Annotated in this window: 13 protein-coding genes; 5 read left to right on the forward strand and 8 right to left on the reverse strand. The window is 41.5% G+C overall.

All coding sequences use genetic code 11. The features are described 5' to 3' along the window. Positions 1 to 138: 138 nt before the first annotated feature. The 7 genes from RMY16_RS07130 to RMY16_RS07160 form a co-directional block, all read right to left on the reverse strand. Positions 139 to 933, reverse strand: a complete 795-nt coding sequence (locus tag RMY16_RS07130; protein WP_322735790.1) for a DUF5331 domain-containing protein — start codon at positions 931 to 933, stop codon at positions 139 to 141. 32 nt (positions 934 to 965) lie between these two features. Continuing rightward, positions 966 to 1,832, reverse strand: coding sequence for a ferredoxin:protochlorophyllide reductase (ATP-dependent) iron-sulfur ATP-binding protein (bchL, locus tag RMY16_RS07135; protein WP_292774821.1), 867 nt, complete (start codon positions 1,830 to 1,832; stop codon positions 966 to 968). A 696-nt stretch (positions 1,833 to 2,528) separates the two neighbouring features. Further along, on the reverse strand, positions 2,529 to 2,783 hold the full coding sequence (locus RMY16_RS07140) for a TIGR02450 family Trp-rich protein (RefSeq protein ID WP_322672297.1): 255 nt from the start codon (positions 2,781 to 2,783) through the stop codon (positions 2,529 to 2,531). A gap of 60 nt (positions 2,784 to 2,843) precedes the next feature. Further along, the gene (locus RMY16_RS07145) at positions 2,844 to 3,218 is read right to left on the reverse strand and encodes a hypothetical protein (protein WP_322735791.1); all 375 of its coding nucleotides are present in this window, start codon (positions 3,216 to 3,218) and stop codon (positions 2,844 to 2,846) included. A 113-nt stretch (positions 3,219 to 3,331) separates the two neighbouring features. After that, on the reverse strand, positions 3,332 to 3,799 hold the full coding sequence (locus RMY16_RS07150; protein WP_322735792.1) for an HNH endonuclease signature motif containing protein: 468 nt from the start codon (positions 3,797 to 3,799) through the stop codon (positions 3,332 to 3,334). Further along, positions 3,769 to 4,038, reverse strand: a complete 270-nt coding sequence (locus RMY16_RS07155; protein ID WP_322735793.1) for a hypothetical protein — start codon at positions 4,036 to 4,038, stop codon at positions 3,769 to 3,771. The genes RMY16_RS07150 and RMY16_RS07155 overlap by 31 nt, the downstream gene beginning before the upstream one ends. 110 nt (positions 4,039 to 4,148) lie before the next feature. Then, the gene (locus RMY16_RS07160) at positions 4,149 to 5,546 is read right to left on the reverse strand and encodes a hypothetical protein (RefSeq protein ID WP_322735794.1); all 1,398 of its coding nucleotides are present in this window, start codon (positions 5,544 to 5,546) and stop codon (positions 4,149 to 4,151) included. A 554-nt stretch (positions 5,547 to 6,100) separates the two neighbouring features. Here RMY16_RS07160 and clpB point away from each other — a divergent pair. After that, positions 6,101 to 8,719: an ATP-dependent chaperone ClpB gene (clpB, locus tag RMY16_RS07165; RefSeq protein WP_322735795.1), complete on the forward strand. Its 2,619-nt coding sequence runs from the start codon at positions 6,101 to 6,103 to the stop codon at positions 8,717 to 8,719. 104 nt (positions 8,720 to 8,823) lie between these two features. On the opposite strand, the gene RMY16_RS07170 is transcribed toward clpB, so the two are convergent. Beyond that, positions 8,824 to 9,381, reverse strand: a complete 558-nt coding sequence (locus RMY16_RS07170) for an SRPBCC family protein (RefSeq protein WP_322667343.1) — start codon at positions 9,379 to 9,381, stop codon at positions 8,824 to 8,826. Positions 9,382 to 9,802: 421 nt separating this feature from the next. Here RMY16_RS07170 and RMY16_RS07175 point away from each other — a divergent pair, with 421 nt between their 5' ends. The 4 genes from RMY16_RS07175 to RMY16_RS07190 all read left to right on the forward strand — a co-directional run bounded on the left by RMY16_RS07175 (position 9,803) and on the right by RMY16_RS07190 (position 13,008). Then, the gene (locus RMY16_RS07175; protein WP_292729343.1) at positions 9,803 to 9,997 is read left to right on the forward strand and encodes a hypothetical protein; all 195 of its coding nucleotides are present in this window, start codon (positions 9,803 to 9,805) and stop codon (positions 9,995 to 9,997) included. A 135-nt stretch (positions 9,998 to 10,132) separates the two neighbouring features. After that, positions 10,133 to 10,297 (forward strand): rubredoxin, encoded by a 165-nt coding sequence (rd, locus tag RMY16_RS07180; RefSeq protein WP_322667342.1) that lies wholly within the window; start codon positions 10,133 to 10,135, stop codon positions 10,295 to 10,297. Between the two features lie 51 nt (positions 10,298 to 10,348). After that, complete coding sequence (locus RMY16_RS07185) at positions 10,349 to 11,584, forward strand: NAD(P)/FAD-dependent oxidoreductase (RefSeq protein WP_322735835.1); 1,236 nt, start codon at positions 10,349 to 10,351, stop codon at positions 11,582 to 11,584. A gap of 341 nt (positions 11,585 to 11,925) precedes the next feature. Next, positions 11,926 to 13,008: a hypothetical protein gene (locus RMY16_RS07190; RefSeq protein WP_322735796.1), complete on the forward strand. Its 1,083-nt coding sequence runs from the start codon at positions 11,926 to 11,928 to the stop codon at positions 13,006 to 13,008. Positions 13,009 to 13,110 lie beyond the last annotated feature (102 nt).

The raw sequence follows: 13,110 nt of genomic DNA on the forward strand, positions 1-13,110 counted from the left end.
AAGTTGCTCAGTCGAACGATTGATAATTTTGGATTGAAAGCTGGGACAACAAAAGTATCCGCTGTCTAACGACAATTTCCCTAATTCCTCATCCAAAATCTCAAATCTAAAACTTAAAATTGCGAAGAACGGCAATAATTAAGCGTTGGGGAAGAGGCGGGCAATTTCTGATTCATCAAAAACGCCTGCTGGCAGTTCTTCCCCTAAAAAATCGTTATTTTCTTCAGCCTTTTGTAAAGCTGTTTCATCACCCCAGACATCTGATAACACGTCTTTAAACGCATTCTCATCTAGTGGACTATCTCCAAGCGCCTCGTCTTCTTCTTCATCCAGCTTTACTTCCGTTGCGGCTGTTGTATCGAAGGCAATTTCCCCAAACTCATCTGCTTCTAAGCTAGAGCTTTGAAGAGATTCATCTTTTGAGTTGTGTCCGTTGGTTAAGGAAATATCGCCAAAGCCATTTTCCGTTTCTTCCAACTCGCTGATTCCCAGGCTTTCATCCTCAGAATCCACCATTGCGAACTCTTCAACTACCGCCACCGCCGCAAAGCCATTTGTATGAGCGTGTGTCAATGTTTCATCTTCAGGCTTTTCATCAATGACAGATGCTGCTTCTTCTACGTATTTCTCTACATCTGGGTTGACGACGAAGCGATTACCGAGAGCTAAATCTGGGTCAAAATGCAAATCCAGCACTTCAATTAGGGTATCGGCATCAGGATTGAGTTTGGCAAAAGGCAGCATTAACTGCGCTAGTTTTGGCTCTAGGGCGTTAAGAACTCCCAGGATGAGGTAGGAAGGTGGTCGCTTCCCGCCATCAGGGGTGTACACCGATTCCACTTCCATGTGGAGGGTAATCCAGTCTCGATTATTCTGGAAAAATTGCAACCACTTTTGCTTTATTGAATCTGTAAAGCTGTGAAAGAATGCCATGTTATTGTCCCCCATCCTGAGAACTTGGTGATTTATACAATCATCAAGTCTAGTTCCTCTTCTGAATTAGGAACCTGGGGTTTACCCGGATTTAGATAAAAATCGGATAACAAAGAGAACAACTCACGATCTGGTGAGTCATTTGGCACAACACCTTCGGGACGTGCCAGAATTTGGTCAGCGATGTTGAGATAGTAGTCGCAAACGTAGTCTAGGGAAGGATCTTGCTCTGCCATTTCAAACAAAGTCTTCCCTTTCACACGAGAAACACGAATATCTTCGATTAAAGGTAAAACTTCTAGAACTGGCATGGGCACTGCTTCTATATATTTTTCAATCAAGTCACGCTTGGATGTGCGATTGCCAATTAACCCAGCTAAACGCAGTGGGTGAGTTCTTGCTTTTTCGCGGACTGAAGCAGCGATCCGATTGGCAGCAAATAAAGCATCAAAGCCGTTGTCTGTAACGATCAGGCAGTAATCTGCATAGTTGAGTGGTGCTGCAAAACCACCACAAACTACGTCACCCAGAACGTCAAAGAGAATTACATCGTATTCATCAAAGGCGTTGAGTTCTTTAAGTAATTTTACGGTTTCACCGACTACGTAGCCGCCACATCCAGCACCCGCAGGTGGGCCGCCAGCTTCTACGCAATCAACGCCGCCGTAGCCTTTATAAATTACATCTTCCGGCCAGACATCTTCGTAGTGATAGTCCTTTTCTTGGAGAGTGTCGATAATTGTCGGAATCAAAAACCCAGTCAGGGTGAAGGTGCTGTCATGTTTTGGGTCGCAACCAATTTGCAGCACTTTCTTGCCACGTTTAGCTAGGGCGACGGATATATTACAGCTAGTTGTGGATTTACCGATACCACCTTTTCCGTAGACTGCTAGTTTCACTGTTGTTTCCCTCTTATAGCTTCTTGTCAAACTTGTGGCTCAAACATTTGCCTTCACCTTTCCTGAGATGGCGATGCGTGAGGTCTGTTGATGTCATTATTGGGCAAATTACCTAGAAAAGAAAGTGGCTCCTAATCTGTAAAACGCTCTCAGACGATGAATTCAAGCTTAATTAAATTTATTTAGGTTTTTATGAATTTTAAAGACCTTAAAAGATTTAAAAATAGTTACAAAAAACTTTTTATTATCTATTTTTATAAAAATAGTTACAAAAAACAAAAATCTGAAATCGTCTTTTTTGAATGCTTTTCATAGAATTAGCTAATGTTTTTAGAACCTGTTTTCAAGGCATTGGGGCGCAAGGTTAAGGGGAAACAGAGGTATATGCAGCCTGATGCTGGAAATACTACTGCAATTTGCGTTAGCGTAGCTCACCAAAGGTATCGCAGATAATCTGACAGTTTTCAATCGGTAGAGCAAAGCATTTAATTGCTGCTTGAGAGTGAGTTAGTGTGATTTTGTAAAATATTATTAATTTGCAAGATATAGCGTTTCTGGGTTGAGTCCTATGACAGACTTAACCGACTTAACCCCCCTTCCCTACTAGCGTTGGGGAGTAAGATTCAAAGCCTCCTTCCTAAAAGAGAGAGCAATGGAAGTGAGGTTAAAATCTTTTGGCTGTGCGGCTTAAGGCAATTAGGACACCTCAGTTTTAATTTCCTGGATTTCTTGTAATGTTTGCCAACCAGCTTGCCACTGGGAGTTATCTTGTAATAATTTGGCATTTATCCAAAAACGGACTTTAGGATCGCAAGCAGCAACCATTTCGGCGTAAACCCACTTACCCTGATTTTTCCGATTGACAACTTGGAAATGCCGCCAGCCATCAACTTTTTGTTGTGCTGTCCACTTAGAACCAACTAGGTAAGGAAATTTTTGTTTTTTAGTCATTTGTCATTTGTCACTTTTTATTACTTTCAATGCCCCATACCCAATTCCCAATTCCCCACCTTAAGATGTCACTAAATCACCGTTACGGGTAAACTTTTGACAATCCAACTCACTATCTTGCTGGACACATAGTGAAAACCATCTGATATGACTCCAGCAGGTGTTGATGTTGTTGGTAATTTTGCGTTTTTTCTTGGAGAGGCGTTGCCTGACGATTTCATTAGCGCAAAGAATTTCTAACGTGCCTGTACCATCTTCGTAATTGATGATGCGAAATAGACAGTCTTGCAACATCGCACGGCTACTGCTGTCGAAGAATTGCTTAAATCGCTGTAGCTTTTCCCCTTCAGTCATTTGGCTGATGGGTTTTATTTTCAAGAAATCTTCATCTTCAAAATCAAAGTCATCATCTTCAAAGTCGTAGGAGTCAATCATTGTGGGGGTAGAAGAACTTTAATACATCATGCTTAGTGTATACATTTAGATTTATGCTGAGGTTCAGCCCGCTTCGGCAATAACCTTTCCAATTTCTTGAAGGGGATTTTCTCTTATTCTTGACGTGAATCTGACTGGGGCGGATGCCAACCAGCTTCTACCCAAAAACGACGAGCCACTTGAATCGAAGGCTCATCCCGACGTTCATCATTGAAGTCAAAGCGATGCCTACGGCGGGCTTCGCCAACGCTAGTAGCTCTCCCTATAGGAGTTGTACCTACAATTTTTATCCCGTCTTCTGTCCAGATGAAATGCTCAGACCATTCTTGTTGACGGGGATGAAATAGAGAGACTTGTTCTTGGGTTTTGGGATCAATACCTACTGTAAAATTATAGTGACGCTCATTACAGCGATGACAAGCTAATGCCAAATTATCCAGTTCATCAGAGCCACCCAAAGACTGCGGCATGATATGGTCAATGGTAAAACGCTCTGGACTCAAGTATTCTGGAGAATGACAGTATTCGCAGAGATATTCAGATCGTTTTCTTACAAGTCTTCGAGTTTGTTCGGACACCATTTACTTTTCGCTGCTAGTTGAGCGTTAATCAAGGTAAATATTCGCTCTAATTCGGAGATACCTATATATTCAGCCTCTTCTTCTGGAGTAAGCGCATCAGCTTTTTTCTTCTGTAAGAGTTCTTCAAAACGAGACTGTAGCTCATCGGTAAATTTAAACAGATAAATATTACCGAATTCGCTCATCCTGATACCAGAAGATATTAAGGATGAGGGTTGAATCATCAATTGAGTAGTCATTGGTGTTCACAGTGTTTTTGGTTCTATTGTGCCTCAACTAATCAATAATTGTAACAGTTTTGGTAAGTACAATACGGCAGCTATCAAGTTTTATATAATTCCTGAATTCGTCATGTTGTTGATATAGGAATAGAAGTAGTAGGAGCAGAAGCAGGTGATGAATTTAGCCAAAAATTAAAAATTTCTTGGAGAGCAACATTGAGTTTTTTACAAAAAAATTCCGTTTCTTCAATAGTAATTTTTTTTGAGTGTGATTTGGTTTTTTTATCTACTGGATGATCAACACGGTTCCGCATAGAGCCAAGTTCTTTCCAGGTTTCGCAGCCATTTGGAAGGGAAGCGGTAAAAACTTTTCTGTCAGTAAGAGATGCATAACCGTCATGTAATCCTGATTCTGAAGGAAAAGTGTATTCATAAAAAGCAATTAAAGTAAGATGTGCAAATTGATGGAAAGTACTGATATAAGCATTAGGTGATTTATGATAACTACTGACAGATTCTCGTAACTTCTCGACTGCTCTTTCATAATGCACCCCATAAAACAGACAAAGATTGCTGTATGAAAATGAGACGTTATACATAGTTGAAAGTGTTTGGTAGATAAAGCATATTTTCGGTGCGTTTGGTGATAAGCTAACAGATATAACTAAATCTGACAGCTTGCTCATTTCTTGATGGTACGGTTTTAAATCATCCCAAGTAACTCTACATTTATTCATTTGTAAAAGATAAATAGCTAATCTGTGCATTATAGGGCTTTTATCAGTACAAATTAATCGAAACAATGCCAAAAGCTTATTATGTGATTTAATCCTCTGAAAAGCACTATAAGCTAATTCTTGTCTGAGCAAGGATGAAGATTCTGGATCATCTTTACTGTTATGCTGTTCTTGCTGCAAGCATTCCATAAAATAGGAATGTTGACCGGGAAGTTTTCCCAATATTCGTGCGGCTATCATTCTGGCATACCAGTCCAATCGGGTGTCAGCTAGCCATTCTCGACATATAAATGCAGTATTATTAGCTCCGCTAATCTGATATAAAGACCATAGTGAATTAGCACGATGCCAAGAATATACCTTATGTTTATTTATATAATTTTGTAATTCTTCTACAATAAATGAATCATTCTTAAAACGTCCTAAATAATAACATATAGCTTCAGAACGCCAAGGCAATCTGTCAAGTAAATCTACTATCTTCTCACGTATTGGCTCATGAGGCTCTAACCGATACAAGCAAAACGTGATATTTGATTCTGCTTCTTTACTTTTGTCTAAACTATCTAAAAGTGAATAAGCTTCTAAAAATATCTCCAGCAATTGCTCTTGTAATTTTTCATTTTTAGTTATGTCTGTATTCAAGTTTCTATTTGAAGAATACCTTTCACCCTCTTCTTCTTCAAAATCATCATCGCTATCTTCATTTAAATCAGTATAAATATCTGATGCGTTTGTTTCTTCATTTAGACTATCAGGATTGGTTCTTTTTACATAATTTGCTGCCAATTCAGCCTAGCCATTAGTCACTGCAATACCTCTATGCCTCGCGATCTCACCCCCAATCCTCACGAGACCTCTGCAAACCTCCATTACCGGATAAACCTGCAAGAACTCAACTTCCATTAGTTCCAATGCCAAACTCAAAATTGCTGACTTGAAATCTCCTCTCGCATTAGAAGGCGCTATCAGCGAAACTGATGCACCTTGCTTAAACGCTTCCTCCACCTGTTCTCACCATTAGGGTTCATCCAGCTAAACTGTAAGATTGCCCACTTGCAAAATATCCAGCAAAATTTCTCTATCAGAGAATGTTTTAAAAGGGCCTTTTGCTCTCATAGTTGGCACAGTGAAGTATCTCAGTACATGGCTAAAAGCTTGAGAATCGCACATAGGGAAATCGCAACTACGGGAAAATACGACTTTTACAAGACGTGAACACCGATCTAGGCGATCGCTCCCCTCTTCATACAATATCTATTAACAGCAGAAATTATCTTTACTTGGTGTTCTGGTGGTAGCCTCTGACAAGCTGCTGCACCTCTACGTTCCTGAAAAAGCCTATGCAACCTACTAATCCTAACCAATTTACAGAAAAAGCCTGGGAAGCGATCGCCCATACCCCGGATATTGTTAAACAATATCAACAACAGCAAATTGAAAGCGAACACCTGATGAAAGCGCTGCTAGAACAAGATGGTCTAGCAATTGGGATTCTCACCAAGGCGGGTGTTAACCTCCAAAAACTGCGCGATCGCACTGAACAATTTTTTCAACGTCAGCCGAAAGTATCTGGTAATAGTACTTCAGTATACTTAGGACGTAGCTTAGATACACTTCTAGATCGGGCAGACGGATATCGCAAAGAGTTTCAAGACGAATATATTTCAATTGAACACTTATTGTTGGCTTACGCTAAAGATGACCGCTTTGGCAAAGCTTTATTCCAAGAGTTTGGTTTAGACGAAGACAAACTCAAAAATATTATTAAACAAGTTCGGGGGAGCCAAAAAGTGACCGATCAAAATCCAGAAGGCAAATATGAAGCACTGGAAAAATACGGGCGTGACCTTACAGAAGCCGCGCGTAAAGGTCAACTCGATCCAGTAATTGGACGAGATGATGAGATTCGTCGCACTGTCCAAATTCTTTCTCGTCGCACCAAAAATAATCCTGTGCTAATTGGCGAACCAGGTGTTGGTAAAACTGCGATCGCTGAAGGATTAGCACAACGTATTATCGCAGGTGATGTACCTCAATCCCTCAAAGACCGTAAGCTAATCGCTTTAGATATGGGTGCTTTGATTGCAGGGGCAAAATTCCGGGGTGAATTTGAAGAACGCCTGAAAGCAGTATTAAAGGAAGTTACCGAATCTGGCGGCAATATTGTTTTATTTATTGATGAAATTCACACCGTTGTCGGCGCTGGTGCAACCCAAGGTGCGATGGATGCGGGTAACTTATTAAAACCGATGTTGGCGCGGGGCGAATTGCGTTGTATTGGGGCGACAACCCTGGATGAATACCGCAAATACATCGAAAAAGATGCCGCATTGGAAAGACGCTTCCAACAGGTTTATGTCGATCAGCCTAGTGTAGAAGATAGTATTTCGATTTTGCGCGGGTTGAGAGAACGTTATGAAAACCACCACGGGGTGAAGATTTCTGATAGTGCTTTAGTTGCCGCCGCCGTATTGTCGAGTCGATATATTAGCGATCGCTTCTTACCAGATAAGGCAATTGACTTGGTAGATGAAGCCGCCGCGAGATTAAAAATGGAGATTACCTCCAAACCAGAAGAACTCGACGAAATCGATCGCAAGATTCTGCAATTGGAAATGGAGAAGCTTTCGCTACAAAAGGAAAGCGATGCTGCTTCTCGCGAACGTCTAGGAAGACTGGAAAAAGAAATTGCCGATCTCAAAGAAGAACAAAAAACGTTGAATACTCAATGGCAGTCTGAAAAAGATATCATTGACAAAATTCAGTCTGTTAAAAAAGAGATTGAACAAGTCAATTTAGAGATTCAGCAAGCAGAACGCGACTATGACCTTAACCGCGCTGCGGAGTTGAAATACGGCACTTTAACCAGTTTGCATCGTCAATTGGAAGCAATAGAAGCTGAATTGGCAAACACTCAAAGAAGTGGTAAATCACTATTAAGAGAAGAAGTTACAGAAGGTGATATTGCTGAAATTATTTCTAAATGGACAGGAATTCCCATCAGTAAGTTGGTGGAATCGGAGAAAGAAAAACTGCTGCATTTAGAAGATGAACTGCACCGTCGGGTAGTTGGACAAGAAGAAGCAGTCACAGCTGTAGCCGATGCAATTCAGCGATCGCGGGCTGGATTGGCCGATCCTAATCGTCCGATCGCTAGCTTTATTTTCCTTGGGCCGACAGGTGTGGGTAAAACCGAATTGGCGAAAGCGCTGGCTCAGTATATGTTCGATAGCGAAGATGCATTGGTGCGAATCGATATGTCTGAGTACATGGAGAAACACGCCGTCTCTCGCTTAATCGGTGCGCCTCCAGGATACGTGGGTTACGAAGAAGGCGGACAACTTACAGAAGCGATTCGTCGCCGTCCTTACTCAGTGATTCTCTTCGACGAAATCGAGAAAGCACACCCCGATGTCTTCAATATCTTCTTGCAAATTCTTGATGATGGTCGCGTCACTGATGCTCAAGGTCATAAAGTGGACTTCAAGAACGCTATTATCATCATGACTAGCAACATCGGTTCGCAGTACATTCTTGATATCGCTGGAGATAACAGCCACTACGATGAAATGCGCCGTCGAGTCATGGAAGCAATGCGAAATAGCTTCCGTCCAGAGTTCCTGAACCGGATTGATGAAATCATCATCTTCCACGGTTTGGATAAGAAGGAATTGCGGCATATTGTGCTATTGCAAGTGGAAAGATTGCGCCAAAGATTGAGCGATCGCAAAATATCTCTCAAACTTTCGGATGCTGCCCTTGACTTTTTAGCAGAAGTAGGGTATGACCCAGTGTATGGGGCGCGTCCACTGAAGCGGGCGATTCAGCGAGAGTTAGAAACTCAAATCGCTAAATCCATCTTGCGCGGCGAATTCAACGACGGCAACACCATCTTTGTTGATGTGCAAAATGAAAGGTTGTCGTTTAGCCGTTTACCAGTTGAAGTCTTTACCGGATAATTACACCTGATAAATCACACACAAAAACCCGTTTTCTAACAGAGAGCGGGTTTTTGAATTATTCAGAAGTAAAGTGAAAATCCTATCAGCAATGCCTGAATTTTTTATTGAGTCTTACACATAACTTGTCGCATTTTACGCATATTTGCAGGCAACTCTAAATTCATCGCTTGTTGAATAAAAATAGATGGAATCGGAATTAGAGGTGTTGCTTGCACAGTATAAGCAAGTATTGTGCCATTACCACAATCTTGTAGTTCTAAATTAGCGTTAAAGTCCTCAAAAGTCCCATTTACCATGCGAAATTGGATTTGCTGCCCCAGCACTTCTACAACATTGAGGTAAATTTCCACTTGAGCCGTAAAAAAGAAGAAAGCTTTTTGTGCTGCTTGATACAGACGTTTGACTTCACCTTTATGTACTACCTCACTCTTGGTGATATCGGGAAAATATTGCACCCAGCGGGGATAATCAGTTAATTGCTGCCAAACGTGCGATCGCACCATCGGCAAATACATCCAGGCTGTCACCGCGCCACCCGATAGCTTGTGCGATCGCGTTTCTAGGAGAATTTCACCCTGTACCAGCAACTTTTGCTTGTCTTGACTCCAAGCCATATCTGAACCTGCAATAATTGAATCTGATATATAAGACGCAGACATAATGATTAAGTTACTCCTCAACTCATCCACCTAAATAGAGTTGAAACTACAAGCCATAAAACTTGATTTAGATCCAACCCATTATTAAATTAGTTCCAGTTTAATACTTATCTTTTCCGGAAAGGATGATTTTTTGCTCATCATTTCAGTTACTTTACTGTAAAAACTGTGTTTCTTATCACAATTAACATAATTAATACTCCAGTGACTTTTGTCAAAGTAATACTTGTAGATGAAAAACTGCGTTGTTAACAGCTAGAATGGCACAAACACGATTTAACATCAAGTACTTTACCCTAACGTTTGGATAGTATCTCTCGGTTTTACGTGTTATTTCTGATGAAACTATAACTTCATCGTAACTTCATATTTTAATTATCAATATCAAGTGTAATGTCTGTTGAGTTGAGAGGAAAATTAGGTGAATCAATCTTCTTTAAATCGTAGATTAATCCAGATTTTTGGTACACTTCTCGGCATTAGCGTTGCCGTCTGGGTACTGAGAGGTATTGGTATTCTCACTTTTATCCCAGGTGGAATTATTTGGCTACTGCTACTTGGGGCGATCGCGATCGGAATTATCAGTTACGCCCAAAGGACATGGTGGCGTTTTTAATGACAAATGACTTTGCGAAGCGGTTTGATTTTCATGCCCTAGTCTCGTTTAAGAATTGTAGCTTGCCTATTTTGACTGATTGCCAAAAGTATTTAATAGGGAAGCAATGCCAACAATTTACGAGGGGAAAGGAACATGGCAAAGTATAAATGTACTGTTTGTAGCTATATATATGACCCAGCAGAAGGCGATCCAGATAGCGACATAGCGCCGGGAACAGCCTTTGAAGATATCCCAGAAGATTGGTCATGTCCAACTTGCGGTGCGACAAAAGCCGACTTTGAACCTGATGAAGAGTGAAAATAACAGCTAGCCTAGAAAGTAGGTGCTGTAAAAGAGACATTTTTGAAATTGTTACCGTTACAAATTGTAGTTATTGGGGGTGGGGCAGCAGGATTTTTTGGCGCGATCGCTTGTGCTAAAGCCAATCCTGATGCCCAAGTTACTTTACTCGAAGCCAGTCGCCAACCCCTAGCGAAAGTGCTAATTTCTGGTGGCGGACGCTGCAACGTTACTCACGCGTGCTTTGAACCGGAGGAGTTAGTGCAAAATTACCCCAGAGGTGCAAAAGCTTTGCGGGGTGCTTTGACTCGGTTTGGGCCTCAAGATACAGTAGCTTGGTTTGCTGCTGGTGGAGTCTATCTGAAAACGGAAGCTGATGGCCGGATGTTTCCTGTCACCAATACTTCAGAAACCATTGTGGAATGTCTAATTAAATCGGTGGCGAAATCTGGGGTAAAACTCCGCATCGGTACGCATGTAACTTCCGTGAGAACCGCAGCAGATGGGGGTTTTGATATTCTTCTGAAGTCAGGAGAGACAATTAAATGCGATCGCCTACTTCTTGCAACTGGTAGTAGCCTTGCGGGTTATAAAATTGCTCGAGAGTTAGGTCATCAAATTGAATCGCCAGTACCCTCATTATTTACTTTCAACATTCTCGATCCAAAGTTGCGGGAATTGGCTGGAGTTAGCGTTAACCCTGCCCAATTGCGGTTATCTGCGGGCGGAAAATCCCAATTACAACAAACTGGGCCATTGCTAATTACCCACTGGGGTTTAAGTGGCCCCGCTGTTTTGAAGCTTTCGGCTTGGGGTGCGAGAGTTCTGCACGAAAGCCGCTATCAAGCCACATTATTGATAAATTGGCTGCCTAATTTGCACCAAGAACAAGTGCGAGAAAAAGTTTTAGCAGTTAAGGATGAATGGGGAAAAAAAGCGATCGCATTGCATCGTGGCGTTGATCTTCCCCATCGTCTCTGGCAATATATTATTGCTCGTGTAGGCATTACTACAGAAGACCGTTGGGCAGAAATATCTAGTAAAACCTTAAATCAACTGGTGCAAGAACTTACTCAAGGACAATACTCAATCAACGGCAAAGGAGCCTTCAAAGAAGAATTTGTTACCTGTGGCGGCGTCAAGCTCAAAGAAGTCAACTTCAAGACAATGGAAAGTAGGTTAATTCCTGGTCTTTATTTTGCCGGAGAAATCTTAGATATTGATGGCGTTACCGGTGGGTTTAACTTCCAAAGTGCTTGGACAACCGGGTATTTAGCAGGCGTGGCAATGGCGACTAACGATTAGTACCACCACAGGGATTATGACAGCTTAAGAGAGTTCGTAGTAAGCACTTCAGTGCCTGGAAAATAAGGACTAAAGTGCTTACTACGAGCTTATCAAAAAGATAACTTGGAAATTTTATCTCAGTCCTTTCCTTATCCAAACTTGTTAGCTAGAGTGTCTCCGTGTTAACCCGAACCTATTTACCAGTTCTTTAGGAACAAGCGATCGCTACTTAACTATATTTACTTATCAAAATTCTTACTAATCCTCTAGCATTTCCCACCTTGCCACTCCATATTCATACCAGCCACCCTAGAGAAGGTAAATTTTTCTGGGTGTATTACTTTTTGCGCAAAAAATAAATGAATACTGATAAAAATACGGCGTCTGAAATTATGTTGCAAGGAAGCCAGTATATCCTACATGGCTTTCCAGTGCTTGGTATTCCTGATGATGAGCGTGCTGTCAAATACTTCAGTCTCAATCCATTTCTACCAAATGCCCAAAATCGCTGTCCGGTAGAATGTGCCTATTGTGTCTGTCACCAAGACCGTGACTGGCATCATTATCCACAAAACTTTCAGGATGTCTCAGCTCCGGTCGACCTGCTCGATCTTTTGCTAGACTACATTTTTGCTACTCACGAGGGACAAAAGGGCTTTCCGATTTCACTGTGCGATTACTCTGATCCTTTTATTCCAGCCCATCGAGAACGCGTACTATCAATTTTGGATGCACTGATTGACCGCAAAGCTGCCAACATCGTCTACATCACCACTAAAGTTCATCCTGGTCAATCTTTTCTAGAACGCCTCAAAAAAACTCTAGAGCAACCTCATTCCCTTCGAGTCACTGTCTTTGTTAGTCTACCACCCTTGAAACCAGGCTATGAGCAAGCCTCAATTCCGAGTCGGGTACAGTTGCTGCAAGATTTAGTAAACCTTGGCATTCCCTGTTGTTGGTATCTGCGTCCACTAGTTGAAGAGTGGTTTGATGAAACCTTAATGTGGCAATTAGCACGTACATTATTACCTCATGTTTCCCGTCACGTTATCCTATCTGGGCTTGTAATGTCTGAAGAGATTGAAGCGAGTCTGTTAAAACAGGAATTAATCGTTCCAGAATGGAATCGTACACAACCAGGACGTAAGCAATACTTGTCATTAGAGTTCGAGTCAAAACTGCGCTCAATTCTCAGTACTGTAGCTAGCGAGCAAAATATTTCTCTCGGCCCGGTGATGGGACATCGGCTATGTGGTACTAACGGTAATCATGCCTATGGCTGCTTGATTTGCGCTAAACAAAATCGGTATTGCCAGCTTTTTCAACTTCATCACTATGGTGAAACGATCGCTGCCGAAGATAATCAACGCTTCAAGACGCTATTGAGACAAGATGCAGTGAAAGTAAGCTTACGAGAGCCATCAACAGAAGAATGTCAGTGAAGTAATCCAACCTGAAGCGAAACTAGAAACAGTCTGATTACCTCACCGCTACGCGTCTATAAAATTATTGTATTGGAGCATAAAGAGGGAAAATTATCTTGC

This window comes from Nostoc sp. DedQUE12b (assembly GCF_034530835.1).
Classification (GTDB): domain Bacteria; phylum Cyanobacteriota; class Cyanobacteriia; order Cyanobacteriales; family Nostocaceae; genus Nostoc.